General features: G+C 70.4%; 27 protein-coding genes. 15 read left to right on the top strand and 12 right to left on the bottom strand.

From position 1 onward, the window contains the following. Positions 1–167: 167 nt before the first annotated feature. Positions 168–959, bottom strand: a complete 792-nt coding sequence (locus ABT342_RS10100; RefSeq protein WP_351569810.1) for a metal-dependent hydrolase — start codon at positions 957–959, stop codon at positions 168–170. Between the two features lie 142 nt (positions 960–1,101). Here ABT342_RS10100 and ABT342_RS10095 point away from each other — a divergent pair, with 142 nt between their 5' ends. From ABT342_RS10095 to ABT342_RS10085, 3 genes are all read left to right on the top strand, one after another. Continuing rightward, the gene (locus ABT342_RS10095) at positions 1,102–3,615 is read left to right on the top strand and encodes a DEAD/DEAH box helicase (RefSeq protein ID WP_351569807.1); all 2,514 of its coding nucleotides are present in this window, start codon (positions 1,102–1,104) and stop codon (positions 3,613–3,615) included. Between the two features lie 30 nt (positions 3,616–3,645). Continuing rightward, entirely contained in the window at positions 3,646–4,515 is an 870-nt protein-coding gene (locus ABT342_RS10090) for an acyl-CoA thioesterase (protein ID WP_351569804.1), read from the top strand. A 158-nt stretch (positions 4,516–4,673) separates the two neighbouring features. Further along, a complete protein-coding gene (locus tag ABT342_RS10085) occupies positions 4,674–5,159 on the top strand; it encodes a glutathione peroxidase (protein ID WP_351569801.1) in 486 nt (161 codons plus the stop codon). 31 nt (positions 5,160–5,190) lie between these two features. Here ABT342_RS10085 and ABT342_RS10080 read toward each other — a convergent pair whose 3' ends face one another. Together ABT342_RS10080 and ABT342_RS10075 are read right to left on the bottom strand one after the other, a co-directional pair. After that, positions 5,191–6,906: a pentapeptide repeat-containing protein gene (locus tag ABT342_RS10080; protein WP_351569798.1), complete on the bottom strand. Its 1,716-nt coding sequence runs from the start codon at positions 6,904–6,906 to the stop codon at positions 5,191–5,193. Positions 6,907–7,077: 171 nt separating this feature from the next. Continuing rightward, positions 7,078–8,334, bottom strand: coding sequence for an acyl-CoA dehydrogenase family protein (locus tag ABT342_RS10075; protein WP_351569795.1), 1,257 nt, complete (start codon positions 8,332–8,334; stop codon positions 7,078–7,080). Between the two features lie 164 nt (positions 8,335–8,498). On the opposite strand from ABT342_RS10075, the gene ABT342_RS10070 reads away from it, so the two are divergent. Continuing rightward, entirely contained in the window at positions 8,499–9,152 is a 654-nt protein-coding gene (locus tag ABT342_RS10070; RefSeq protein ID WP_351569792.1) for a TetR/AcrR family transcriptional regulator, read from the top strand. Positions 9,153–9,383: 231 nt separating this feature from the next. On the opposite strand, the gene def is transcribed toward ABT342_RS10070, so the two are convergent. Next, a complete protein-coding gene (gene def / locus ABT342_RS10065) occupies positions 9,384–9,965 on the bottom strand; it encodes a peptide deformylase (protein WP_351569789.1) in 582 nt (193 codons plus the stop codon). 82 nt (positions 9,966–10,047) lie between these two features. Here def and ABT342_RS10060 point away from each other — a divergent pair, with 82 nt between their 5' ends. The 7 genes from ABT342_RS10060 (at position 10,048) to ABT342_RS10030 (ending at position 16,242) form a co-directional block, all read left to right on the top strand. Next, entirely contained in the window at positions 10,048–11,286 is a 1,239-nt protein-coding gene (locus ABT342_RS10060) for a Mur ligase family protein (RefSeq protein ID WP_351569786.1), read from the top strand. A gap of 18 nt (positions 11,287–11,304) precedes the next feature. Further along, a complete protein-coding gene (locus ABT342_RS10055; RefSeq protein ID WP_351569783.1) occupies positions 11,305–12,033 on the top strand; it encodes a type 1 glutamine amidotransferase in 729 nt (242 codons plus the stop codon). A gap of 136 nt (positions 12,034–12,169) precedes the next feature. Beyond that, positions 12,170–13,195 (top strand): 6-phosphofructokinase, encoded by a 1,026-nt coding sequence (locus ABT342_RS10050; RefSeq protein ID WP_351569780.1) that lies wholly within the window; start codon positions 12,170–12,172, stop codon positions 13,193–13,195. A gap of 107 nt (positions 13,196–13,302) precedes the next feature. Further along, the gene (locus tag ABT342_RS10045; protein ID WP_351569777.1) at positions 13,303–14,253 is read left to right on the top strand and encodes a cytochrome c oxidase assembly protein; all 951 of its coding nucleotides are present in this window, start codon (positions 13,303–13,305) and stop codon (positions 14,251–14,253) included. A gap of 79 nt (positions 14,254–14,332) precedes the next feature. After that, entirely contained in the window at positions 14,333–14,491 is a 159-nt protein-coding gene (locus ABT342_RS10040; protein ID WP_351569774.1) for a hypothetical protein, read from the top strand. A 141-nt stretch (positions 14,492–14,632) separates the two neighbouring features. Then, positions 14,633–15,340, top strand: a complete 708-nt coding sequence (locus ABT342_RS10035; RefSeq protein ID WP_351569772.1) for an SDR family NAD(P)-dependent oxidoreductase — start codon at positions 14,633–14,635, stop codon at positions 15,338–15,340. Further along, positions 15,337–16,242: an NAD(P)-dependent oxidoreductase gene (locus tag ABT342_RS10030; RefSeq protein ID WP_351569769.1), complete on the top strand. Its 906-nt coding sequence runs from the start codon at positions 15,337–15,339 to the stop codon at positions 16,240–16,242. The genes ABT342_RS10035 and ABT342_RS10030 overlap by 4 nt, the downstream gene beginning before the upstream one ends. Positions 16,243–16,260: 18 nt before the next feature. On the opposite strand, the gene ABT342_RS10025 is transcribed toward ABT342_RS10030, so the two are convergent. Both ABT342_RS10025 and ABT342_RS10020 read right to left on the bottom strand, forming a co-directional pair. Next, the gene (locus ABT342_RS10025; protein ID WP_351569766.1) at positions 16,261–16,683 is read right to left on the bottom strand and encodes a hypothetical protein; all 423 of its coding nucleotides are present in this window, start codon (positions 16,681–16,683) and stop codon (positions 16,261–16,263) included. Between the two features lie 175 nt (positions 16,684–16,858). Beyond that, a complete protein-coding gene (locus ABT342_RS10020) occupies positions 16,859–18,022 on the bottom strand; it encodes an NAD-dependent formate dehydrogenase (protein WP_351569763.1) in 1,164 nt (387 codons plus the stop codon). Between the two features lie 178 nt (positions 18,023–18,200). On the opposite strand from ABT342_RS10020, the gene ABT342_RS10015 reads away from it, so the two are divergent. The 4 genes from ABT342_RS10015 to ABT342_RS10000 all read left to right on the top strand — a co-directional run bounded on the left by ABT342_RS10015 (position 18,201) and on the right by ABT342_RS10000 (position 21,382). Then, the gene (locus ABT342_RS10015) at positions 18,201–18,479 is read left to right on the top strand and encodes an FmdB family zinc ribbon protein (protein WP_351569760.1); all 279 of its coding nucleotides are present in this window, start codon (positions 18,201–18,203) and stop codon (positions 18,477–18,479) included. Positions 18,480–18,524: 45 nt separating this feature from the next. Continuing rightward, positions 18,525–19,163: an AmiS/UreI family transporter gene (locus tag ABT342_RS10010; protein WP_351569757.1), complete on the top strand. Its 639-nt coding sequence runs from the start codon at positions 18,525–18,527 to the stop codon at positions 19,161–19,163. A 24-nt stretch (positions 19,164–19,187) separates the two neighbouring features. Beyond that, the gene (fmdA, locus tag ABT342_RS10005; RefSeq protein WP_351569755.1) at positions 19,188–20,438 is read left to right on the top strand and encodes a formamidase; all 1,251 of its coding nucleotides are present in this window, start codon (positions 19,188–19,190) and stop codon (positions 20,436–20,438) included. A 224-nt stretch (positions 20,439–20,662) separates the two neighbouring features. Further along, positions 20,663–21,382, top strand: coding sequence for a lysophospholipid acyltransferase family protein (locus tag ABT342_RS10000; protein WP_351569752.1), 720 nt, complete (start codon positions 20,663–20,665; stop codon positions 21,380–21,382). Between the two features lie 19 nt (positions 21,383–21,401). Here ABT342_RS10000 and ABT342_RS09995 read toward each other — a convergent pair whose 3' ends face one another. The 6 genes from ABT342_RS09995 to ABT342_RS09970 all read right to left on the bottom strand — a co-directional run bounded on the left by ABT342_RS09995 (position 21,402) and on the right by ABT342_RS09970 (position 26,061). After that, positions 21,402–22,133, bottom strand: coding sequence for an urease accessory protein UreD (locus ABT342_RS09995; protein ID WP_351569750.1), 732 nt, complete (start codon positions 22,131–22,133; stop codon positions 21,402–21,404). Continuing rightward, positions 22,130–22,816 carry an urease accessory protein UreG gene (gene ureG, locus ABT342_RS09990; protein ID WP_351569748.1) on the bottom strand — a complete coding sequence of 229 codons (687 nt, stop codon included), beginning with the start codon at positions 22,814–22,816 and terminating at the stop codon, positions 22,130–22,132. Before ureG ends, ABT342_RS09995 begins: the two co-directional genes overlap by 4 nt. Before the next feature lie 103 nt (positions 22,817–22,919). Next, positions 22,920–23,681, bottom strand: a complete 762-nt coding sequence (locus ABT342_RS09985; RefSeq protein ID WP_351569747.1) for an urease accessory protein UreF — start codon at positions 23,679–23,681, stop codon at positions 22,920–22,922. Positions 23,682–23,683: 2 nt separating this feature from the next. Next, entirely contained in the window at positions 23,684–25,405 is a 1,722-nt protein-coding gene (locus tag ABT342_RS09980) for an urease subunit alpha (protein ID WP_351569745.1), read from the bottom strand. Then, entirely contained in the window at positions 25,398–25,745 is a 348-nt protein-coding gene (locus ABT342_RS09975) for an urease subunit beta (RefSeq protein WP_351569743.1), read from the bottom strand. Before ABT342_RS09975 ends, ABT342_RS09980 begins: the two co-directional genes overlap by 8 nt. A 13-nt stretch (positions 25,746–25,758) precedes the next feature. Continuing rightward, positions 25,759–26,061 (bottom strand): urease subunit gamma, encoded by a 303-nt coding sequence (locus ABT342_RS09970; protein WP_351569741.1) that lies wholly within the window; start codon positions 26,059–26,061, stop codon positions 25,759–25,761. Positions 26,062–26,164 lie beyond the last annotated feature (103 nt).

Genomic DNA, 26,164 nt, shown 5'->3' with positions numbered 1-26,164 from the left:
GGCACTCGCGGCACCGGATAGTGCCACGGGGCCCGGCCGGGGCGTACACGCCGCCGTGGCCCTCGTGGCACAGCGCCCTGCCGCCGGGGCCTCGGCGGGGGCGAAGTCCCGGCGGCCCCGGGCCCCGCCCCAGCAGCCCGGGGCCCTGCCGGTCCTGCGACCCCGCCCTATATGACGTTCAGCGCCGCGGCGCCGCCCACTCCCCCGAGCAGCATGAACGCCGGCATCAGCACCTTCAGCTCCACCCAGCTGCCCGCCCTGAAGCGCATCCCCTTCGGCGGACCGACCGGGTACCAGCGCTTGCCGCCGAGCGGGATCGGCCAGAGGATCGGGCAGCCCGAGACGGTGAGCGCGTCGCCGATGTCGTGGACGAGCGCGCCCAGCACGATCGGCAGGCCGAGCCACAGGTACTCCTGGCCGGGGCCGCTGAACAGCCAGTCCGCACCGCCGCCCGGCTTGTCCAGAACGCCCGCGAGGATCCACGCGCTGGTCGCGCCGAGCAGCCAGACCAGCACATCGCTGGAGACCCGCGCGGCCCGCCACAGCAGCCCTTCCACCGCCAGCACCAGGTGCACGAAGAGGATGAACAGGACCGCCCAGCGGCCCCCGGTCACCGCCAGCACCGAGGCGCCCGCGCCGATCAGCACGGCCCACAGCCACGTGTGCGTAAGGGTGCGGTGGCCTCCGGTCCTGCGCTTGTCGCCCTGCTTCTTCGTCGCCTTGTAGACCGCGTACGAGAGCTTGTCGACCACCTCGCACAGGCCCCGCGACACCGGCCCGAACGCCCGCGAGATCGTCGCCGCCTTGTGGTCGAGGTCCGGCGCGAGCGCCGCGCCCGCGCAGATCAGCGCCCCGACGACGAGGACGGGCCAGGGCATCGGATGGCCCGCGGCAGCCGTCGCCGCGCCCACCCCCAGCCAGGCCGCCGCCCCGGACAGGGAGTGCGCCGGTCCCATCATGGTCGTTCCCGCCCCATTTGTATGCCAGTTGTGTGCCAGAAGTCTTCTGGTGAAGCCCAGTTGACGGGACAGCGTATCGGGAGCGATCTTCGCAGCGGTGGCCGGTTCCCTCATCCGGCCCGATGCCAGGCAAGATGGGGGCGTGACCCTTATCGATCAGCTGCCGCCGGACGCCGACCCCGATGCCCTCTTCGAGGCCTTTTCCACCTGGGCCGAGGACCGGGGCATCACGCTCTATCCGGCTCAGGAGGAGGCCCTGATCGAGGTCGTCTCCGGGGCCAACGTGATCCTTTCCACCCCCACCGGCTCCGGCAAGAGCCTGGTCGCGGCGGGTGCGCACTTCGCGGCGCTGGCCCGTGACGAGGTCACCTTCTACACCGCGCCGATCAAGGCACTCGTCTCGGAGAAGTTCTTCGACCTGTGCAAGCTCTTCGGCACCGAGAACGTCGGCATGCTCACGGGCGACGCCTCCGTGAACGCCGACGCCCCCGTGATCTGCTGCACCGCCGAGGTGCTGGCCTCCATCGCGCTGCGCGACGGCAGGCACGCCGACATCGGCCAGGTCGTGATGGACGAGTTCCACTTCTACGCCGAGCCGGACCGGGGCTGGGCCTGGCAGATCCCCCTCCTCGAACTCCCCCAGGCCCAGTTCGTGCTGATGTCGGCGACGCTCGGCGACGTCTCGATGTTCGAGAAGGACCTGACCCGCCGCACCGGCCGGGACACCGCCGTCGTGCGCTCCGCGACCCGCCCGGTCCCGCTCTCGTACGAGTACGTCACGACGCCCATCACCGAGACGCTGACCGAGCTCCTGGAGACCAGGCAGGCGCCCGTCTACATCGTGCACTTCACGCAGGCCCAGGCCGTCGAGCGGGCGCAGTCGCTGATGAGCATCAACATGTGCTCGCGTGAGGAGAAGGACCAGATCGCCGAGCTGATCGGCAATTTCCGGTTCACCACCAAGTTCGGCCGCAATCTGTCCCGGTACGTACGGCACGGGATCGGCGTGCACCACGCGGGCATGCTGCCCAAGTACCGGCGCCTCGTCGAGAAGCTCGCCCAGGCCGGTCTGCTGAAGGTCATCTGCGGTACGGACACGCTCGGCGTCGGCGTCAACGTCCCCATCCGCACCGTGCTGTTCACGGCGCTCACCAAGTACGACGGCAGCCGTGTCCGTACGCTCCGCTCCCGCGAGTTCCACCAGATCGCCGGCCGCGCCGGGCGGGCCGGATTCGACACCGCCGGATTCGTCGTCGCGCAGGCGCCCGAGCACGTCATCGAGAACGAGAAGGCACTGGCCAAGGCCGGCGACGACCCGAAGAAGAAGCGCAAGGTGGTCCGCAAGAAGGCCCCCGAGGGCTTCGTCGCGTGGTCCCAGAACTCCTTCGAGAAGCTCATCGGCTCCGATCCCGAGCCGCTGACCTCACGCTTCAAGGTCACCCACGCCATGCTGCTGTCGGTGATCGCCCGCCCCGGCAACGCCTTCGACGCCATGCGCAAGCTGCTGGAGGACAACCACGAGCCGCGCAGGCAGCAGCTCAGGCACATCCGCCGGGCCATCGCGATCTACCGCTCCCTCCTCGACGGCGGCATCGTCGAGCGCCTGGACTCCCCCGACGCCCAGGGCCGCATCGTCCGGCTGACCGTCGACTTCCAGCAGGACTTCGCCCTGAACCAGGCGCTGTCCACGTTCGCGCTCGCGGCCTTCGACCTGCTGGACCCCGAGTCGCCGTCGTACGCCCTCGACATGGTCTCCGTGGTCGAGTCGACGCTGGACGACCCGCGCCAGATCCTCGCCGCCCAGCAGAACAAGGCGCGCGGCGAGGCGGTCGGCGCCATGAAGGCCGACGGCATCGAGTACGAGGAGCGGATGGAGCGGCTCCAGGACATCTCGTACCCGAAGCCGCTGGAAGAGCTGCTGTGGCACGCGTACAACCTCTACCGGAAGTCGCACCCCTGGGTCGGCGACCACCCGGTCTCGCCGAAGTCCGTCATCCGTGACATGTACGAACGGGCGCTCTCCTTCACGGAGTTCACGTCCTTCTACGAGCTCGCACGCACCGAGGGCATCGTGCTGCGCTATCTCGCGAGCGCGTACAAGGCCCTGGACCACACCATCCCGGACGATCTCAAGACCGAGGACCTCGAAGACCTGATCGCCTGGCTGGGCGAGATGGTCCGGCAGGTCGACTCCAGCCTGCTGGACGAGTGGGAGCAGCTGGCCAACCCCGACGTGGAGACCGCGGAGGAGGCCCAGGAGAAGGCCGACCAGGTCAGGCCGGTCACGGCGAACGCCCGTGCTTTCCGGGTCCTCGTGCGCAACGCCATGTTCCGTCGCGTGGAGCTGGCGGCGCTGGACCAGGTGGCCGAGCTGGGCGACCTGGACGCCGAGTCGGGCTGGGACGAGGACGCCTGGGGCGAGGCGATGGACGCGTACTGGGACGAGTACGACGACCTGGGCACCGGCCCCGACGCGCGCGGCCCGAAGCTGCTGTCCATCGAGGAGGATCCCGGCCACGGCCTGTGGCGGGTCCGGCAGACCTTCGCCGACCCGAACGGCGATCATGACTGGGGCATCAGCGCGGAGGTCGATCTGGCGGCCTCCGACGAGGAGGGCCGGGCCGTGGTCCGGGTCACCTCCGTCGGCCAGCTGTGAACGTCGGCCAGCTCTGAAAGGATCGTGTCCATGACCAATCCCGCCGAGAGACTCGTCGATCTGCTCGACCTGGAGCAGATCGAGGTCAACATCTTCCGCGGGCTCAGCCCGAACGAGTCCCTCCAGCGGGTCTTCGGCGGCCAGGTCGCCGGCCAGGCCCTGGTCGCGGCGGGCCGGACCACCGACGGCGCACGCCCGGTCCACTCGCTGCACGCGTACTTCCTGCGACCCGGCCGCCCCGGTGTGCCGATCGTCTACCAGGTCGAACGGGTCAGGGACGGCCGCTCCTTCACCACCCGCCGGGTCACCGCGGTCCAGCAGGGCCGCACGATCTTCAACCTCACCGCCTCCTTCCACCGGCCGGAGGAGGCGGGCTTCGAGCACCAGCTCCCGCCGCGGCACCTCCCGGACCCCGAGACGCTGCCGAGGGTCGTGGACGAGATCCGCGAGCACCTGGGAACGCTGCCGGAGTCGCTGGAGCGGATGGCCCGCCGTCAGCCGTTCGACATCCGGTACGTCGACCGGCTGCGCTGGACTCCCGAGGACGTCAAGGGCGCGGAGCCGCGCAGCGCGGTGTGGATGCGCGCGGTGGGGCCGCTGGGCGACGACCCGCTGGTGCACACCTGCGCGCTGACGTACGCCTCCGACATGACGTTGCTGGACGCGGTCCGCATCCCGGTGGAGCCGCTGTGGGGGCCGCGCGGCTTCGACATGGCGTCGCTGGACCACGCGATGTGGTTCCACCGGCCCTTCCGTACCGACGAATGGTTTCTCTACGACCAGGAGTCCCCGATCGCGACGGGCGGGCGCGGGCTCGCGCGCGGGCGGATCTACGACCGCGAGGGACGGCTGCTGGTGTCGGTGGTGCAGGAGGGGTTGTTCCGCCCGATCGCCACCTGACCACCGCTGCTCGCCACCTGACCACCGCTGCTCGCCACCTGACCACCGCTGCTCGCCACCTGATCACCGCCTGATCACCGCCTGATCACCGACCGATCGCCGCTCGGTGACCGCGATCGGTGACAATGAGCGGCGAGACCGTCCACCGAGGAGACCCGATGACTCTGTACGACATCCCGCTGCGCACCCTCACCGGCGAGCCCACGTCCCTCGCGGCCTACGCGAACCAGACGATCCTGCTGGTCAACGTGGCCTCGAAGTGTGGTCTGACCCCGCAGTACGAGGGGCTCGAGCGGCTGCAGAAGCAGTACGCGGACCGCGGCTTCACCGTGCTGGGCGTGCCGTGCAACCAGTTCGCCGGGCAGGAGCCGGGCAGCGCGGACGAGATCCAGACGTTCTGCTCGACGACGTACGGTGTGACCTTCCCGCTGCTGGAGAAGGTGGACGTGAACGGCGAGGGCCGTCACCCGCTCTTCGCCGAGCTGACGAAGACCGCCGACGCGGACGGCGAGGCGGGCGACGTGCAGTGGAACTTCGAGAAGTTCCTGATCTCCCCGCAGGGCGAGGTCACCCGCTTCCGCCCGCGTACGGAGCCCGATGCGCCGGAGGTCACCGCGGCGATCGAGGCGCACCTGGCCTCCTGACCGCCGTGGACGGGGCCGGGCTCCGGCGGCGTCACCTCTTGACCCGGCCCCTGACCGCGAGCACCGCGAGACCGAGCAGCACGGGCTCGGTGATGCGGGAGATCATCTCGATGTAGGCGCCGGCCGTCGTCAGGTCCTGCCCGCTGGAGCGGAACACGACGGAGTTGAGGGTGACCGTGACCGCCTTGTCCAGGCGTTTGCCGGTGAAGCGGTCGCCGGTCGGGTTCTTCGGGTCGGGCTTGTCGATGACGGTCTTCCAGCGGCCGTCTGCGTACACACGTGTCACCTCCTGCTTGGTCGAGTCCTGCGGGATGCCGAAGCCCATCATGAGCATGACGGTGGCCATCATCGCGAGGAGCAGCCAGGCCAGCGCCCTGGAGGCGCGCAGTCCGTATCCGGAGAGCAGCCAGTACGCCTGGAGCAGCCAGCGTTCCGCCTGGCGCGGGCGATGGCTGTGGCGGCGCATCTCCATCTCGCCGTAGTAGAAGTCGGCCGCTCCCGGCTCGTCCTTGGCGTCCTCCCGCGCCTTGCGCAGCTGCCGGTAGACGATCGTCAGGGTGGCGAGACCGGGCACCTCGTGCGGGCTCGCGGGCGGATCTCCCCAGCCGCGGCGCAGCGCCCTCGGACGGGTCGGCAGCGCCCGCCACTGCCGCTCCTCTTCGAGGACCTGCCGCTGGGTCCACGAGTACGGGATGCCCCACCGCCATATTCGGTGCGGGGGCGGGCTGTTGAAGGTCCAGCGGCCTTCGAGCCGGAGCTGGTCGAGGTGGAAGGCACCGGCGAAGCGACAGGTCGTCAGGTCGACGTCCGCCAGGGTGAGCATGGCGCAGTCCACGCCCCGCAGTGACGCGACGCTCACCCCGGGGGACTGTGCGGGGTGGGCGGTCACGGCGACGGGCTGCACGAGGACGGCGTCGGTGAGGTCGAGCGTGGCGCCGCGCAGCCGCAGCGTCGCGGTCGACTCCCAGCGGGTGCGTTCGCAGATGACGCGGGCGGCTGCGGCCTCGATGGTGACCGGCTCGGTGAATCCGGCGTGGGACAGGTCCACGGTGCCGTCGCAGGTGAAGCTGCCCAGCGAGTGCGTGGCGCGGAACGAGGCGCGGGCGAAGTCCGCCTTCCCCGCGAAGCGGGCCTCGGCGAACCCGGCGGTTCCGCCGAAGACCGCGTCGCCGAATCCGGCCTCCGCCTCGAAGGTGGTGAACGCGAACCACGCGTTCTCGTCGAACGTGGCCCAGTTGAAATAGGCGCTCTGCGCGAAGGACGCCCGGCTGAACATGGCCCTCTTGGCGAATGCGGCCCCGTGGAACGTGAGGCTGTCACCGAACGAGGCGCCGTCGAAGTCGGCGTCCTGCTCGAAGCGGGCCTGGATGAAGTCCGCGGGCCGCGCGAACTCGGCCCCTTTGAAGGCGACGTCCTGCGTGAACGTCGCCCCGCGAAAATGGGCCTCGCCTGCCACGGCGGCTCTCTCGAAGCTCGCCTTTCCGGTGAACGTCGCCTCGTCGAACCGGGCCGTGCCGATACGTATCCGACCCTCGGCCGGGTCCAGCAGCGCGGCGAGGAGCCGCTCCAGCAGGTCCGCGTCGATCACCGTGCCCCGGAGATCGATGTCGTCCCCGGGGCGCAGCGAGCCCATGTACGCGTCCTGCTGCGGGCGTTCGAGATGGGCGAGGCAGGAGGCCCGTCCGGCCGCTCGAACGCCCCGGCAGTCTCCGCAGTGTGCCCAGTCGGGCGGGGTGGTCGCATTCACCGACTGATCATCCACGCTGAAGCCCGGCGCGTGCCGGGCTTCAGCGCGAACTCAGGCGCTTCGGCGCGGAGTCAGGGGCTCCGGCGCGGACTCAGGCGCTTCGGCGCTGACTCAGGGGCTCCGGCGCGGACTCAGGCGCTTCGGCGCTGACTCAGGGGCTCCGGCGCGGAGTCAGCGGATCGGCATGCCCGAGAGCGTGCGCGCGATCACCAGTCGCTGGATCTCGCTGGTCCCCTCGAAGATCGTGTAGATCGCGCTGTCCCGGTGCATGCGCTCGACCGGGTACTCGCGGGTGAAGCCGTTGCCGCCGAGGATCTGGACGGCCTGGGCGGTGACCTTCTTGGCGACCTCACTGGCGTACAGCTTGGACATCGAGCCCTCGGCCGAGGTGAACGGCTTGCCGGTCACCGCCATCCACGAGGCGCGCCACACCAGCAGCCGGGCCGCGTCGATCTGCGTACGCATGTCGGCGAGCTGGAAGGCGACGCCCTGGTTGTCGATGATCGGGCGGCCGAACTGCTCGCGGGTCTTCGCGTAGTCGAGCGCGACCTCGTACGCGGCGCGGGCGGTGCCGACCGCCATGGCACCGACGGCGGGCCGGGAGGCCTCGAAGGTCGCCATGGCGGCGTTCTTGACCCTCCCCCAGCCTTCGGCCGGGGGGACCCCCACGCCGCCGCCCGCCTTCGCGCGCTCGCGGGCGCGGGCGAGGCGCTCGTCGAGCTTCTCCTTGCCGCCGAGCAGGCAGTGTCCGGGGACGCGTACGTTCTCGAGGACGACCTCGGCGGTGTGCGAGGCGCGGATGCCGTGCTTCTTGAACTTCTGCCCCTGGGTCAGGCCGGGGGTGTTCGGCGGCACGATGAAGGAGGCGTGGCCCTTGCTGCCGAGCTCGGGGTCGACGACGGCGACGACGACGTGGACGTTGGCGATGCCGCCGTTGGTCGCCCAGGTCTTGGTGCCGTTCAGCACCCATTCGTCCTTGGCCTCGTCGTAGACGGCGCGGGTGCGCATCGAGCCGACGTCGGAGCCGGCGTCGGGCTCGGAGGAGCAGAAGGCGGCGACCTTGACGTCGTCGACGTCGCCGTACATCTGCGGGATCCAGGTGCCGATCTGCTCCTCGGTGCCGTTGGCGAGGACGCCGACGGCGGCGAGGCCGGTGCCGACGATGGAGAGGGCGATGCCGGCGTCCCCCCAGAAGAGCTCCTCCATCGCCATCGGGATGCCGAGGCCGGTGGGGTCGAAGAACTGCTGGGCGTAGAAGTCGAGGGAGTAGATACCGACCTTGGCGGCCTCCTGAATCACCGGCCAGGGGGTCTCCTCACGCTCGTCCCACTCGGCGGCGGCCGGGCGGATCACGTCCTTGGCGAAGCCGTGCAGCCAGTCACGGACCTGCTTCTGGTCGTCGTTGAGATCGAGCGTGAACTCGGTCATGTTCCCCTCCTGATGTGCGTCAACCACAAGTGTTACTAGCGGTAACCAAAGTCTGTTACCGGCAAGTAGTGGCTGTCAACCGGCAACGATGCGATCAGCGGGGAGGCCGGGCAGGGTGTTACGTTGCCCGGGCCTCACGGATATCGCACGGGCGGGGAGACACCATGGAGACCACGACTCACCAGACAGACCAGCAGCGGTCGGCCGATCAGCGGCGCCGCGAGCTGCTCGAGGCCGCGGACCGAGTGGTGCTCCGGGAGGGGCCGAAGGCCTCCATGAACGCGATCGCGGCGGAGGCCGGGATCACGAAGCCGATCCTCTACCGGCACTTCGGCGACAAGGGCGGGCTGTACCGGGCCCTCGCCAAGCGCCACACCGACGCGCTGCTGGACGCCCTGCGGACGGCGCTGGACGCGACGGCCGACCGGCGCGAGCGGGTCGAGCACACGCTGGACACGTATCTGGCCGCGATCGAGGCACGGCCGCAGGTCTACCGCTTCCTGATGCATCCGACCGAGGACCTCTCCTCCCACCAGGCCGAGCAGGGCTTCGACGTCGGCCGCCACTCCGCTCCGCTACTGCGCCGCCTCGGCGAGGAACTCGGCAAGGTCATCGCCGACCGGGTCGAGCTCGGGGACGGCGGGGAGGAGCTGGCCCGGATCTGGGGCCACGGCATCGTGGGCATGATGCACGCGGCGGGCGACTGGTGGCTGGGCGAGCGCCCGTGCTCGCGCGCCCAGCTGGTCACGAGCCTCACCGACCTGCTGTGGGGCAGCCTGGCGATCACCGCGGACCGCGAGGGGGGCCCGGGCTTCTAGGGCGGGCCCCGCCCGGGGCGCCTGCGGCGGGGTTCTGGCGCGGGCCCCGCCCGAGGGCGCCTGCAGCGGGCTTCTTTCCCCGCCCCACCCAGGGCGCCTGCAGCGGGCTTCTTTCCCCGCCCCACCCAGGGCGCCTGCAGCGGGCTTCGCCCCCCTCCCCGCCCCTTCCCGAGACTGGGGCTCCGCCCCAGCCCCCCCGGTACGGCCTTCGGCCGTGTCCTCAATCTCCCCCTACGCCCTGGCGGGCGTGGGGGGACCCCCAGACGGGCTTCCTGGGCGCCCCCACTCCGCCCGCCGTACCGCCCGTAGCGCGCGGGCGCGGCGCCAGCCCGTGACGTGGTCGAGGTAGACGCCGCCCGACAGGTGGTCGCACTCGTGCTGGAGGCAGCGCGCGAAGAACCCCGTGCCCTCCACCCGCACCGGCTCCCCCCGCGACGTGACCCCCTCCACCACAGCGCGGTCGAAGCGCGGCGTCCCCGCCTCCAGGCCCGGGAGCGACAGACAGCCCTCCGGGCCGCGTACGACGATCCCGTCGGCGGCGACGAGGCGGGGGTTGATCACATGGCCGAGGTGGCGGACGTCCTCGTCGTCGGGGCAGTCGTAGACGAAGACCTGCAGCGGGACGCCTATCTGGTTGGCCGCGAGGCCGACCCCCTGGGCCGCGTACATTGTCGCGTACATGTCCTCGATGAGGCGGGCGAGCGACGGACCGAAGTCCGTGACGGGCTCGCAGGGGGCGTGCAGGACGGGATCTCCGAGCAGGCTCATGGCCCGTACGAGTCCGGAACTGCCGGGGATGGGCCGGTTTCGCATGCGGGCAAGCGTACGGCGGTTCGGGCCCCAGGTCAGAGGTCGATAGGCTGAGCCCCGACCGACGCAAGGAGGATCAAGGACGATGGCAGGCAACTCGGAGCCGCTGTCGCCGCGGGCCAAGCTGGCCGTGACGGCAGGCAAGGCCGCAGCGGCGGTGTCGCGCGCCGCGGGACGCGGCAGCGGATCGGTGATCGGCGGCCGGGTGGCGCTCAAACTCGACCCGGATCTGCTGAGCCGGCTGGCACAGCATCTCGACGTCATTCTGGTGTCGGCGACGAACGGCAAGACCACCACGACCCGGCTCATCGCCGAGGCCCTGCGCGCCAGCGGCCCGGTCGTCTCGAACGCCCTGGGCGCGAACATGCCCGCGGGCATCACCTCCGCCCTGGCCGGCGGCTCGGACGCCAAGTTCGGCGTGATCGAGGTGGACGAGAAGTACCTCGCCGGTGTGGCCCGCGACACCACGCCCAAGGCGATCGCGCTGCTCAACCTCTCCCGCGACCAGCTCGACCGCGCGGCCGAGACCCGGATGCTCGCCGAGAAGTGGCGCGAGGGCCTCGCCGGTACGAAGGCCGTGGTCATCGCGAACGCCGACGACCCGCTGATCGTCTGGGCCGCGTCCTCCTCCGCCAACGTGGTGTGGGTGGCCGCCGGGCAGGAGTGGAAGGACGACGCCTGGTCGTGCCCCGCCTGCGGCGGTGTGATGCAGCGCCCCGGCGACGACTGGTTCTGCGGCGACTGCGGCTTCCGCCGCCCCCAGGTGAGCTGGGCGCTGCACGGCGACCACGTCCTCGACCCGCACGGTTCGGCCTGGCCGATCCACCTCCAGCTGCCGGGCCGCGCCAACAAGGCGAACGCCGCCACCTCCGCCGCGGTCGCCGCGGTCTTCGGGGTGCCGCCGCAGGTCGCCCTGGAGCGCATGTACCAGGTGCAGGCCGTCGCCGGACGCTACGACGTCGTCTCGTTCCTCGGCCGCGACCTGCGGCTGCTGCTGGCGAAGAACCCGGCGGGCTGGCTGGAGACGTTCTCGCTCATCGACCCGCCGCCGACCCCGGTGATCCTCTCCGTCAACGCCCGCGGCGCGGACGGCACCGACACCTCCTGGCTCTGGGACGTCGACTACACGCGCCTCGCAGGCCACCCGATCTTCGTGATCGGCGACCGCAGGCTGGACCTGGCCGTGCGGCTGGAGGTCGCCGGTCTGGACTTCCGGGTCTGCGACACCGTGGACGAGGCCGTGCAGCTCGCCCCGCCCGGACGGATCGAGCTCATCGCCAACTACACGGCGTTCCAGGACGTACGCCGCCGCGTCGGCAACTGACCCAGAGGAGACGAGAGCATGAGTGACAGCAGCCTGCGGCTTGTCTGGGTCTACCCGGACCTGCTCAGCACGTACGGGGACCAGGGCAACGCCCTGGTCGTGGAGCGCCGGGCCCGCCAGCGCGGACTCGGCGTGACGCGCGTGGACGTCCGCAGCGACCAGCCGGTCCCGACCTCGGGCGACATCTATCTGATCGGCGGCGGTGAGGACCGGCCGCAGCGCCTCGCGGCCGAGCGGCTGCGCCGCGACGGCGGCCTCAGCCGGGCCGCGGAGAACGGCGCGATCATCTTCTCGGTCTGCGCCGGGTACCAGATCCTGGGGCACGAGTTCATCAACGACCTGGGCGAGCGCGAGCCCGGCCTCGGCCTGCTCGACGTGATCTCCACCCGTGGCGAGGGCGAGCGGTGCGTCGGTGACGTACTGGCCGATATCGACCCCCGGCTCGGCCTGCCGCAGCTGACGGGCTTCGAGAACCACCAGGGCATCACCCACCTCGGCCCGTCGGCCCGCCCGTTCGCCCGCACCGTGCTCGGCAAGGGCAACGGCACAAGCGACGGCACCGAGGGCGCGTACAACGAAACTGTCTTCGGTACGTACATGCACGGCCCCGTCATGGCCCGCAACCCGCAGATCGCGGACCTGCTGCTGAAGCTGGCCCTCGATGTCAACGCGCTGCCGCCGACGGACGACCGGTGGTACGAGGCGCTGCGGAACGAGCGCATCGCGGCCGCGACGCAGCCGGCCTGACGGTTCGTACGAAAATACGGAATCCATTGTGCGGACGTCCGGTTCGGTTCCCGCCACCCCCCGCCGGTAGGGTGGCGGGGATCCAACCGGACGACGTGGTCCGGGTGTCGGCCCACGTTGTAAAGGTATTCGGGCTATGCGTATTGGTGTCCTCACCTCCGGCGGCGACTGCCCCGGTCTGAACGCCGTCATCCGCTCCGTCGTCCACCGCGCCGTCGTCGACCACGGCGACGAGGTCATCGGCTTCCACGACGGCTGGAAGGGCCTCCTGGAGTGCGACTACCGCAAGCTCGACCTTGACTCGGTGGCCGGCATCCTCGCCCGCGGCGGCACGATCCTCGGCTCCTCCCGGGTGCAGCCCGCGCATCTCGTCGACGGCGTCGAGCGGGCGAAGGGACACGTCGCCGAGCTCGGCCTTGACGCGATCATCCCGATCGGCGGCGAGGGCACACTGAAGGCCGCCAACCTGCTCTCCCAGGCGGGCCTGCCGATCGTCGGCGTACCGAAGACCATCGACAACGACATCGCGTCGACCGACGTCACCTTCGGTTTCGACACCGCCGTCGGGGTCGCGACGGAGGCGCTGGACCGGCTGAAGACCACCGCCGAGTCGCACCAGCGGGTGCTGATCGTCGAGGTCATGGGCCGCCACACGGGCTGGATCGCGCTCCACTCGGGCATGGCGGCGGGCGCGCACGCCATCGTCGTACCCGAGCGCCCCTTCGACATCGACGAGCTGACCAGGCGGGTCGGCGCGCGCTTCGAGGCGGGCAAGCGGTTCGCGATCGTCGTGGTCGCGGAGGGCGCCAAGCCGCGCGAGGGGTCCATGGAGTTCGACGAGGGCGGCAAGGACATCTACGGCCACGAGCGCTTCGCCGGTGTCGCCCGCCAGCTCTCCATCGAGCTGGAGCAGCGGCTCGGCAAGGAGGCCCGCCCGGTGATCCTCGGTCATGTGCAGCGCGGCGGTACGCCGACCGCGTACGACCGGGTCCTCGCGACCCGCTTCGGCTGGCACGCGGTGGAGGCGGCGCACCGCGGCGAGTTCGGCATGCTGACGGCGCTGCGCGGCACGGACATCGTCATGGTGCCGCTGGCGCAGGCCGTCCAGACGCTGAAGACGGTGCCCGAGGAGCGCTACAACGAGGCCGAGACGGTCCTCTGATCCGGTTGCGTTCGTGACGAACCGCCCCCGGTCGCAGCCGCGACCGGGGGCGGTTCTAGTCTTGTCCGGACAACAAGCGCGAATCAGGACGCTCCAGGAGTGCAAAGATGGATCACAGCGAGCACGGCACGTCGATGGACCTGCCGCCGTTCACGCTGGGGCGGGGCCTGGAGCTCTCCGCCGACCCCTTTTTCCTGATCGGCTGCCTCGTCGCGCTCGGTCTGTACGGCTGGGGCGTCGTCCGGCTGCGCAGGCGCGGCGACGCCTGGCCGGTGGGCCGCACGGTCTTCTTCACCATCGGCGTGCTGAGCATCGCGCTGGTGATGTGCACCAAGCTGAACGACTACGGAATGGTCATGTTCAGCGTGCACATGGTGCAGCACATGGTGATCAGCATGCTCTCGCCGATCCTGCTGCTGCTCGGCGCTCCGGTGACGCTCGCGCTGCGCGCGCTGCCGGTCGCCGGACGGGGCCGCAAGGGCCCGCGCGAGCTGCTGCTGGCGCTGCTGCACAGCCGCTACATGAAGATCGTCACGCATCCCGCGTTCACGATCCCGATGTTCATCGCGAGCCTCTACGGGCTCTACTTCACGCCCCTCTTCGACTTCCTCATGGGGTCCAGGGCCGGGCACATCGGGATGATGGTGCACTTCCTCGCCGTCGGCCTGATCTTCTTCTGGCCGATCATGGGCGTGGACCCGGGCCCGCACCGGCCCGGCTATGTGATGCGGATGCTGGAGCTCTTCGCGGGCATGCCGTTCCACGCGTTCTTCGGGATCGCGCTGATGATGGCGAGCGAGCCGATGGTGAAGGCGTACGCGAACCCGCCGGCGTCCCTCGGGATCAGCGCGCTGTCCGACCAGAACGCGGCGGGTGGGATCGCCTGGGCGTTCAGCGAGATCCCGTCGGTCCTGGTGCTCATCGCACTGGTGTTCCAGTGGTATCGCTCCGAGCAGCGTCAGGCCGTCCGCTCCGACCGGGCCGCCGACCGGGACGGCGACAAGGAGCTGGAGGCGTACAACGCCTACCTGGCCTCGCTCCAGGCACGCGGACGGTAGCCCCCGGCGGTAGCGCGAAGGACCTACCCTGGGTCACGATGGCTCCACGGCCCACGCACCGGCCCGGAGGAGGACGCGCATGTCCGGTTCCACGAAGACCATGGGTGTGCTCACCATCACGGCTCTGGTGGTCGTGACGGGCTACACCGTGGCGCTCGGCAGCAACGGCTGGCTCTGGTTCGGCTGGATCGTGCTGGGGCTGGTGACACTCGGACTGATGACGTCGAAGTCGACGTGAGGACCCCGGCCGCCCTTTTCCTTTGAGGTTCGTCCGGTACGGATGAGCTCCATGACCCTTGCAGCCCCCCTGCGGGCGCGCCACGCGTACCCGTACGCCCACAAACTGGGATGATCCGGGCGAGACGCTGGGAAGGAAGTCATGAGCTCTACGTCCCGCAGGGTCGTCGTCGTCGGCGGCACATCCGGAATCGGCCGCGAGGTCGCCCGTCACTACGCGGGGCTCGGCCAAGAGGTCGTGGTCACCGGCCGCGACGCGGGACGGGCCGCCGCGGTGGCCGAGGGGATCGGCGGCCGCAGCAGCGGGATCGGCTTCGACCTCGCACGACCGCAGGAGATCGGGCCCGCGCTGTCGGGCCTCGACCGGGTGGACGACCTCGTCCTCACGGCCATCTCCCGGGACCACAACCCCCTCGCCGACTACGACTTCGACGCGGCGCTCCACCTCGTCACGCTCAAGCTCGTCGGCTACACCGAGGTGGTGCACTCCCTCGTCCCCCGCCTCGGCGACGAGAGCGCCGTCGTCATCTTCGGCGGCCAGGCCAAGGAGCGTCCCTATCCGGGTGCGGCGACCATCGCGACGGTGAACGCGGGCGTGACGGGTCTGGTGCGCGCGTTCGCGAGCGAGCTCGCTCCGGTACGGGTCAACGCGATCCACCCGGGGATCGTCGGTGACAGCCCGTTCTGGGCGGACCGGCCGGACGAGGTGATGGACGGCTTCCGCGCGACGACGCCGACCGGGCGGCTGGCGACGATGCGGGACGTGGTGGACGCCGTGGACTTCCTGCTGCGCAACCGTTCGGTCAACGGCGTCAACCTCAATGTCGACGGAGGGTGGGTGCTGCGATGAGCGCCACAACGGAAACCAACAGGGTGGCCGTCATCGGCACCGGCCGGATGGGCGGCGCCATGGCGGTCCGGCTGCGGGGTGCGGGCTTCGATGTGACCGCGTACAACCGTTCGCGCGAGAAGGCCGAGGCGGTGGCGGCCCGCTCGGGGGCGGCCGTCGCCGCGACGGCCCGCGAGGCGGCCGCGTCCGCCGATGTCGTACTCGTCTCGCTCGCCGGGGACGCGGCCGTCACCGCGGCCTACGGCGGGGACGACGGGCTGGCCGCCGGGCTGCGGCCGGGCAGCGTCGTGCTGGAGACGAGCACGATCGCCCCGGAGACGGTGGCCTTCCTGCGGTCCATGGCCGACGGGCAGGGTGCCGATCTGCTCGACGCACCCGTGTCGGGCAGCGTCTCCTTCGCCGAGGAGGGCAGGCTGACGGTCATGGCGGGCGGCTCCGGCGAGGCGCTGGAGCGCGCACGGCCGGTGCTCGACGCACTCGCCTCGCGGGTCTTCCACATGGGCGCCGGCGGTACGGGCGCGGCGATGAAGCTCGCCGTGAACTGTGTCCTGCACGCGCTCAACCAGGGTCTCTCCGAGGCGCTCGTGCTCGCCGAGCGGGCGGGCGTGCTGCGCGAGTCCGCCTATGAGGTCTTCGCGGAGAGCGCTGTCGCGGCGCCGTTCGTGCAGTACAAGCGCGAGGCCTTCCTGCACCCGGACGGCGCCCCCGCCGCCTTCACGGTCGGGCTCGCCGCCAAGGACCTGGATCTGATCCTGGACCTCGCCGACCGCGTCGGAGCACCGATGGGGCAGGCCGCCGCGAATCTGAACATCGCCCGGGCCGCGGCCGAAGCGGACATGGTCGACCGCGACCTGAGCGCCATCGCCGTGTTCCTCAGGGAGTGGGCGAACCGGACCGAGTGAGGAGGCGGCCGGGGCCGATCAGAGCTTCCCGCCGATTTCGCACGCCTGGCACGGCGGACGGCCGCAGGTACACTGCATGATCGCTTCCAGGACGTCGCGGTCGTGGTAGAGGCACTCGTCCTTGCAGGTGTGGCGCGGGATGAATCCGGCCGGGATCTCGCCGGGCCACGGCTCGTGGCCGTCGCGACAGCGGCCGAACCTGTCGGGGTCGGTGGCGTGCAGGTCGTGCATGCTCGACCGCGCCTCGTCCTCCAGCTCCCGCACCCGCTCCACCAGGGCCTTGAGCTCGGCGGCGAGGCCGACGTACCGGTCGGCGCCGGTCCGTACGTGGGCGGCCCGCAGCGCCATCGCCGCGTTGCCCAAGAACCGGCCGGCGTCCTGCAGGTCGGTCACGTGATGCATCTGAATGCCGTTCACGCCCCGGACCCATACGGCGTCCATGCTCACTGATCCACCTTCCGCCGTTCGCCTCGGTTTCCGGCGAAACAAAACAGTAATACCGTCGCATTCATACAATGAATACAATTACGGACATTAAGGCTTGCGGCGGCACCCCGTCCAGCAAAATCCGGGTGAATCGGCTCACAGGAGACAGTTCACATATTTCCCTCGGCCGTTATCCGGCGACCGTGTAGGAACGCGCGCCCGTCCCGGCCAGCCCGCCGCCGTCGACGATCAGGTACTCCGAACGGATGGGGCGCCGGTCGAACCAGCATTCAAGGATCTCCCGGACGCCGGCCGCATAGCGGGCCTGTGCGGACAGGGTCGACCCGGACACATGCGGCGTCATCGCCTCGTACGGCATCGTGCGCCAGGGATGGTCGGGCGGTGGCGGCTGCGGGTACCAGACGTCACCGGCGTAACCGGCCAGTTGGCCGCTGTTCAGCGCCCGCACCACGGCGTCCCGGTCGACGATGAGGGCGCGCGCGGTGTTCACGATGTACGAACCGCGCTTCATGGCCCCGATCAGCTCGTCGTCGAAGAGGTTCTGCGTCTGCGGATGCAGGGGTGTGTGGATCGACAGCACGTCGACCGCGGCGGCCAGGGACCGGGCATCGGGATGCCAGGTCAGCCCGAGCCCCTCCTCCACCTCCGGCGGCAGGCGGTGCACATCGCAGTAGTGCAGGGTGACGTCGAACGCCTTGAGGCGGCGCAGCACCGCCTGGCCGATCCGGCCCGAGCCGAGGACGCCCACATGCATGCCCTCGAGGTCGTAGGCGCGCGAGACACTGTCGGCGATGTTCCAGCCCCGCTTGGCGGTCACCCAGTCATGGGCCGGCATGTAGTTGTGCACCAGGGTGAGGATCTGCATGACCGCGTGCTCGGACACACTGATGCTGTTGCTGTACGTCACCTCCGCCACCGTCATGCCGTGGGCGATGGCGCTCGGCAGGTCCACGTGATCGGAGCCGATGCCCGCCGTGATCGCCAGTTTGAGCTGCGGGGCCCCGGCGATCCGTTCGGACGTCAGATAGGCGGGCCAGAACGGCTGCGAGATCACCACGTCGGCGTCGGGCAACTCCCGGTCCAGAACGGAGTCCGGCCCCTCCTTGTCCGAGGTGACGACATAGGTGTGGCCCCGATCCTCCAGGAACCGGCGCAGCCCGAGTTCTCCCGAGACACTGCCGAGCAGCTGCCCCGGAGTGAAATCGAGCCCCTCCGGGGTCGGTGCGGTCTGTCCCCCCGGATAGCCGGTGATGGTGGGAATCTCGTCGCGGGCGTAGGCGGGCGGATAACCGTCCACGGGGTCCGGATAGAGCACCGAAAGAATCTTGGCCATGGCAGTCCTCCAGCAATCTCCAGCATACGTCCCGGGGGCGTCCGGTGAAGCTTGACAAACACTTGACAAAGGACTGGAGCGGACGTCTCCTTGAAATGGAGCGTGATGCGGTGCGCTCATCAAGGCATGCCGTATACGCCGAGGTTGGCCAGCGTGCACCGGCACCCGGAGGCGGCTGATGGCAACCTATGAATATCTTTGCAGTCGCTGTGGCTCGTTCGATGTGAGGTTGGCGATCGGTACGGCGCCCACGGCTTATGACTGCCCCGCGTGCGCGGGCATCGCGAGACGCGTGTACTCCTCGCCCGGTCTCACCCGGACCCCGAGCGGCATCGCCTCCCTCCATGAACGGGAGGCACAGTCCCGGGAGGCCCCGGCAGTGGTAGGTGAAGTGCCCCCGCGCAGTACCGCGCCACGGCGCCCGCACCCCGCGCTCTCGCGGTTGCCGCGACCCTGAGTGCGATGGTCGACAGGACCAGAGAGCCTTAGGAGGTGCGTCCCCGTGGCAAACGTGGGACTGCTCTTCGTCGGTGCGGTGCTCTTCATCAACGGGCTGTTGCTCCTCGGGAAGGTCGATGCCCGGTCGGGAGCGGTGTTCAACCTGTTCATCGGAGCATTGCAGGTGCTGACGCCGACGTATCTCATCTTCACCGCCGATGGTGACCCCACCAAGATCCTGGCGGCATCCGGAATTTATTTGTTCGGCTTCACCTACCTGTACGTAGGTATCGGCCTGCTCGCCGGCCTCGACAGCACCGGCGTCGGCTATTACTCGCTCTTTGTGGCAATTGCGGCCCTGGGGTATTCGTTCGTCAGTTTCCGGCTCTTCAAGGACTACGCCTTCGGGGTCATCTGGCTCTACTGGGCGTTCCTGTGGCTCCTGTTCTTCCTGCTGCTCGGTCTCAAGATGGACAGCCTCACCATCTATACGGGCTGGGTCACCGCGATCCAGGGCTGGGTCACCGGCGTGATTCCCGCGGCGCTGCTGCTCTCCGGCTACTGGAAGCACACCACCGAGATCGCCATCGCACTGGCGGTCTTCGGCGTGGTGGTGTTCGCGGCCCTGTGGCCGCTCACCCGGAAGTCCCGGCAGCCTGCTCCAGCCGCCCCGGCGGCCGGAAGCGCGGGCGCACCCACGTGACCGGATCAGAAATAAGGAACTGCTATGCCCGAAATTCTCTTCAACGTGGACCACAGCAAGTCGATGCGTGACCAGGCTGTCCCCGGACACAACCGGTGGCACCCGGACGTCCCCACCGTCGCCATGGTGAAGCCCGGAGCCGAGTTCCGCATGGAGTGCCGTGACTGGACCGACTGCCAGGTCGGCAACAACGACTCCGCCAACGACGTACGAGACATCGACCTGACCATCCCTCACATGCTCAGCGGCCCGATAGGCGTGGAGGGGGCCGAGCCCGGCGACCTGCTCGTCGTGGACATACTCGACCTCGGCCCCGTTCCGCAGCAGACCGGGGACGCGGCGGGCCAGGGCTGGGGCTACACCGGCATCTTCGCCAAGGCCAACGGCGGCGGCTTCCTGACCGACTATTTCCCGGACGCCTACAAGGCGATCTGGGACTTCCACGGACAGCAGGCCGTCTCCCGGCACCTTCCGGGGATCCGGTTCACCGGAATCACCCATCCGGGGCTGTTCGGAACCGCCCCGTCCACCGAGATGCTCGCCCGGTGGAACGCCCGTGAGAAGGCGCTGATCGACACCGACCCGAACCGGGTCCCCCCGCTCGCCGTACCGCCGGACGCCACCAACGCGCTCGCCGGCATGGCCACCGGGGACCTCGCCAAGAAGATCGCCGCGGAAGGCGCACGTACGGTGCCGGCCCGCGAGAACGGAGGCAACCACGACATCAAGAACTTCACCCGGGGCTCGCGGGTGTTCTACCCCGTGCACGTCAAGGACGCCAAGCTCTCCGGTGGCGACCTGCACTTCAGCCAGGGTGACGGAGAGATCACTTTCTGCGGCGCCATCGAGATGGGCGGCTTCATCGACTTCCACGTCGACCTGATCAAGGGCGGCATGGAGACGTACGGCATCTCGACCAACCCCGTGTTCATTCCGGGCAATGTCGAGCCGAGGTACACGGAGTTCATGACGTTCATCGGGATCTCCGTCGACCACGACACGGACACGAACTACTACCTGGACGCGACACTGGCCTACCGCCGCGCCTGCCTCAACGCCGTCGAGTACTTCAAGAAGTTCGGCTACAGCGGTGAGCAGGCCTACCTGCTGCTCGGGTCTTCACCCATCGAGGGACGTATCAGCGGCATCGTCGACATCCCCAACGCCTGCTGCTCGCTGTACGTACCCACCGCCATGTTCGACTTCGACGTCCGCCCGAGCGCGGCCGGCCCGATGAAGGCCGACCGCGGCGAGTGCGCGCTGACCTCGGCCTGACCGGACAACAAGCCCTGGGCGCCCCTCATCGGGCCCCGGGGCTTGCCCGTGCCCGAGCGTGGCGTACTTCAGCGGGACAGCGCGGAGAGGGGCGGCCCGGACACATGCCGCAGCGAAGTGGTTACGGGCGGCGAGGCCCGCGCATACACTGACTCTCTCCGACCCACCCCATGACCTGGCAGAACGCTGCCCGGAGCCGAGCCGGAACCGTTGGGAGCGACCACGTGTTCTACTACGTCCTCAAATACGTCGTTCTGGGGCCACTGCTGCGGCTGCTGTTCCGGCCCCGGATCGAGGGGCTGGAGCACATTCCGGCGGACGGGGCGGCGATCGTCGCGGGGAATCATCTGTCGTTCTCCGACCACTTCCTGATGCCCGCGATCCTCAAGCGGCGCATCACCTTCCTCGCCAAGGCCGAGTACTTCACCGGTCCCGGGCTCAAGGGCCGGCTGACCGCCTCGTTCTTCCGCAGCGCCGGTCAGATCCCGGTGGACCGGTCCGGCAAGGACGCCGGGCAGGCCGCGATCCGCGAGGGGCTCGGGGTGCTGGAGAAGGGCGAGTTGCTCGGCATCTACCCCGAGGGCACGCGCTCGCACGACGGGCGGCTCTACAAGGGCAAGGTCGGGGTCGCGGTGATGGCCATCAAGGCGGGGGTGCCCGTGGTGCCGTGTGCGATGGTCGGCACGTTCGAGATCCAGCCGCCCGGTCAGGTCATTCCGAGCATCAGGCGCGTGACCATCCGCTTCGGGAAACCGCTGGACTTCTCGCGGTTCGCCGGCATGGAGAACGAGAAGGCGGTGCTGCGCGCCGCGACCGACGAGATCATGTACGAGATCCTCACGCTGTCCGGCCAGGAGTACGTGGACGAGTACGCCGCCAAGGTGAAGGCCGGGCACGCAGGGCAGCAGCCGCCCGGGAAGTTCCGGCGGCTGCGCCGCCACTGAGCGTGCGGGGCGCCCCCGGTCAGGTGGCGAGGACCTCGTCGAACAGACGGCGCAGGGAGAGCGCGTCCCGGGCGATCGCGGTGACCAGCACGGCGGGGCCGGCGAGCGGGGTGAGGACCGCCGTGTCGCCGAGTCGCCGCGGCTCGGCGGGCTTGTCCGTGAACTCCGGGTCCACCACGAGGAGTTGACCCACCGCACGGTGTCCGGCGAGCACCGCTCCGCCGTCCCAGCCGCCGGGCGCGCCGGGGCCGTACGCCAGTTCCTGGTCGAGCAGGGGGCGGCCGGCGCGGTGGACGGTGAGGCGGGTGGTGAGGGTGCCGGTGTCCTCGCCGGACCGCCCGAGGATCTGCTCCTCGCGCAGCACCAGCCGTGCGGTGGCGGCGAGTTCGACGCGGGTGTGCGTGCGCAGTTCGCTGCCGCGTGCGGTGATGAGCTGCTCGGGCAGCCAGCGCAGCTCGGCCTCCTCCCCCACCTTGAGCGTGATGTCGTAGGTGGCCTCGCCCGGGGTACGGCCGGGCAGGGCGACCGTCGCGGCGGCCGAGTCGACGTGCAGCCTGGCGCCGTCGCGTACGTCGGCCTCGATGGCGAGCCGGTCGCCGCCGAGCGGTGCGCTCATGGCGCCGACGACGGTGACCCGGGTGTACGGGCCCGCCGCCCGGGTACGGCGCAGGGCGAACGGCCCGGCGCTCTCCAGGACGGGCAGGGCGCCGTCGCGGGTGGCGGCGATGCGGGCGGTGGCCTGGACGCTCACGCGGCGGCGGTCCAGGCGGCGAGCTGTCCGCGGACCCAGTCGGCGACGGGGCCGACGCCGTCCGCGCCGGTGAGCGAGGTGAAGGCGACGGGGAGTTCGCCGCGCTGCTGCTTGGCGTCGCGGGCCATGCGCGCCAGGTCGGAGCCGACGTACGGGGCGAGGTCGGTCTTGTTGACGACGAGCAGGTCGGCGGTGGTGACGCCGGGGCCGCCCTTGCGGGGGATGTCGTCGCCGCCCGCCACGTCGATGACGAAGATCTGCGCGTCGACGAGGCCCTTGGAGAAGGTGGCGGTGAGGTTGTCGCCGCCGGACTCGACGAGGATCAGATCGAGCGGCCCGACCGTGTCCTCCAGGTCCTCGACGGCTTCGAGGTTGGCGGAGATGTCGTCGCGGATCGCGGTGTGCGGGCAGGCGCCGGTCTCGACGGCCTGGATGCGCTCGGGCGGCAGGACGGCGTTGCGCAGCAGGAACTCGGCGTCTTCTCGGGTGTAGATGTCGTTGGTGACGACGGCGATGGAGAGCGTGTCGCGCAGGGCGCGGCAGAGTGCGGCGACCGTCGCGGTCTTGCCGGATCCGACGGGGCCCCCGAGGCCGATGCGCAGCGCACGGCGGACGCCGTCGGGTCGTACGGCGTCGGCGCTGACGGCCGGGCCGGTGGTGTCGTGGCCGTGGTCGAGATGCATGGTGCGGCTCCTTGGGACTGACGAGGCGGATGGCTGACGAACCGGCTCGAACGGCTTGTGCAGCGGCGTGCGAGGCGGACGGGTGGACGGGTGGACGGGCGGCCTACGAGGCGAAGAGGCGTACGGACCAGGCCGCGTGCTGCTCCGCGGTGATGTCGAGCAGGGGGGCGGAGGCGGCGGGCAGGGCGTCGACACCGAGCTCGGCCGCCCGCAGGGCGGCGGCGACGGCGCGGTCCACGACCTGGTCCATGTCGGGCGCGAGGCGAGCGAGGACGGCGGTGGCTTCGAAGGGATCGAGACTGAGCAGGCGCACCGCGGCGGTGGCGGGCCCGCTCACCGTCTCGTACGCGGCGCAATGGGCGGCGTCCTGCGGGTCCAGGCCCGCGGCCCGGGCGGCCAGCCCGAGCACGACCGGCTGGTGCGCCCCCTTGGGCAACTGTCCTGCGAGCGCGTCCAGTTCGGGCGACGGCCAGGTGGCGCGGGCGGCCCGCATCAGCTGCCGACCGAGTTTGCGGCCGGTGCCGCGCAGGGCGGGCGAGGGGGTCCGCGCGTCGGCGGCCGCGTCCAGCAGGAGCGGGTCGAGCCCGAGCGCCGCGGCCGCGGCGAGGGCGGCGGCGGTCAGCCCCGTGGTGTGCAGCCGCCCGCGACAGAATCCGGCGAGCCCCGCGGCGTCCTGGATGCGCCCTGCGCGTACCGCCGCTTCCGCCCCGCCGGAGTGCGCGTGCCCTCCGGCGGGGAACCGGCCGTCGGCGAGGACGAGCAGCGCGGCACGCGCGCCCGGCCGTCGGCCCGGCGAACCGGTCAGCGCGTCGGGTGTCCTGTCCACCGTGGACGGGGCGGACCGTGTGGAGGTGTGGTCGTCCATGGTCAGAACAGGAAGTAGCGCTGGGCCATGGGCAGTTCCTCCGCCGGAGCTGGCTCCACGGGCTCCCCGTCGATGGTCACCGTGAACGTGTCGGCGTCGACCTCGACGCGCGGCATGGCGTCGTTCTCCCGCATGTCGGCCTTGGTGACACCGCGCGTGCTCCGGATCGGCGCGAACCGCTTGCCGAGTCCGAGCCGTTCGCCCAGTCCGCCCTCGATCGCCGCCGCGGTGGCGAAGTTGACGGAGTTGGCGGCGGGGGCCCGGCCGATGGCGCCGAACATGGGCCGGGGCAGCACGGGCTGCGGGGTCGGGATGGAGGCGTTGGCGTCGCCCATCTGCGCGTACGCGATCTGGCCGCCCTTGAGGACGAGCTGCGGCTTGACGCCGAAGAAGGCGGGGTCCCACAGCACCAGGTCGGCGAGCTTGCCCGTCTCGACCGAGCCGATCTCGTGGTCCATGCCCTGGGCGACGGCCGGGTTGATCGTGTACTTGGCGACGTAGCGCCGGGCCCGCAGGTTGTCGGCGCGGCCGTCACCCGGCAGCGCGCCCCGGCGCTCCTTCATGACGTGAGCGGTCTGCCAGGTCCGCAGGATCACTTCGCCGACCCGTCCCATGGCCTGGGAGTCCGAGGAGATGATGGAGATGGCGCCGAGGTCGTGCAGGACGTCCTCCGCGGCGATGGTGGACGGCCTGATCCTCGACTCGGCGAAGGCCAGGTCCTCCGGGACCGCGGGGTTGAGGTGATGGCAGACCATCAGCATGTCGAGATGCTCGTCGATGGTGTTGAGCGTGTGCGGGCGGGTCGGGTTGGTGGAGCTGGGCAGGACGTACGGCTCGGAGACCGCCGTGATGATGTCCGGCGCGTGCCCGCCGCCCGCACCCTCGGTGTGGTACGCGTGGATCGTGCGCCCGGCGATCGCCGCGAGCGTGTCACCGACGAACCCGGCCTCGTTCAACGTGTCCGTGTGGACGGCGAGCTGGGCTCCGGTCTCCTCGCAGACGCCGAGGCAGGCGTCGAGGACCGCCGGTGTGGCCCCCCAGTCCTCGTGGATCTTGAAGCCGATGGCGCCGCCGCCCAGCTGGGCGTGCATCGCCTCGCGCGACATGGTGTTGCCCTTGCCGAGCAGCCCGATGTTGATGGGGTAGTGCTCCAACGCCTCGAACATCCGGGCGAGGTGCCAGGAACCCGGGGTGATGGTCGTGGCCTTGGAGCCCTCGGCCGGGCCGGTGCCGCCGCCCACGAGCGTGGTGATGCCGGACGCCAGGGCCTCGTCGACGACGGTCGGCGAGATGAAGTGGACGTGGGCGTCGATGGCACCGGCGGTGACGATCTTCCCGTTGCCCGCGATGACCTCGGTCTCCGGGCCGATGACCAGCTCCGGGTGGACGCCGTCCATGGTGTCGGGGTTACCGGCCTTGCCGATACCGGTGATCCGGCCGTCACGGATGCCGATGTCGGCCTTGACCACGCCCCAGTGGTCGATGATCAGCGCGCCGGTGATGACCGTGTCCGGGGCGCCCTCGGCCCGGGTGGTCCGGGACTGGCCCATCGACTCCCGGATCACCTTGCCGCCGCCGAACACCGCCTCGTCGCCCGCGCGTCCGGGCCCGCCGGAGAGGTCCTCCTCGATCTCGACGAGCAGCGCGGTGTCCGCGAGCCGTACCCGGTCACCGGTCGTCGGCCCGAAGAGGTCGGCGTACGCGGCACGTGTGAGCTCAGGCATCTTCTTCTCCGCTCGCGTCGAGTTCTCCGCGCTCGTCGAGAGCGCCCCCGGTCTCTCCCCGCAGTCCCGGCACGACCCGAAGGCCCGCCAGCGGTACGAGTTCGACCTCGACCGGGATGCCGGGCTCGAAGCGCACGGCGGTGCCCGCGGCGATGTTCAGGCGCCGGCCCCTGGCAGCGGCGCGGTCGAAGTCGAGGCCCGGGTTGACCTCGGCGAAGTGGTAGTGCGAGCCGACCTGGACGGGCCGGTCCGCGGCGTTGAGCACGGTCACACGGATGACCTCGCGGCCCTCGTTCAGTCTGACCGGCTCGTCGGCGTACAGGATCTCTCCGGGAATCACGCGTCCGCCCCCGTCACACGATCGGGTCATGGACGGTGACGAGCTTCGTGCCGTCCGGGAAGGTCGCCTCCACCTGGACGTCGTGGAGCATCTCGGGGATTCCCGCCATGACGTCGTCCCGGGTGAGCACCTTACGGCCGGTGCGCATGAGCTCGGCGACGGTGCGTCCGTCGCGTGCGCCCTCCAGGATGTGCGAGGTGATGAGGGCGACCGCCTCGGGGTGGTTGAGCTTCACCCCGCGGGCCCTGCGCTTCTCCGCCACGTCGGCGGCGACATGGATCAGGAGCCTTTCCTGTTCATGCGGAGTCAGTTGCACGCTTCCACCTCACGTCGTCCAGCCCGGGTGATCACCAAGGCGCAGCCGGAACCTAGTTCAAGCCAACGCCGTCATAACGTGACTACGGGTATCCCGTTGCCAT

It is taken from the genome of Streptomyces sp. NPDC000410 (genome assembly GCF_040300305.1).
In the GTDB taxonomy this organism is placed as follows: domain Bacteria; phylum Actinomycetota; class Actinomycetes; order Streptomycetales; family Streptomycetaceae; genus Streptomyces.
Note: the sequence above shows the minus strand (reverse complement) of the source record. Positions and strands in the feature narration are given on the sequence as shown.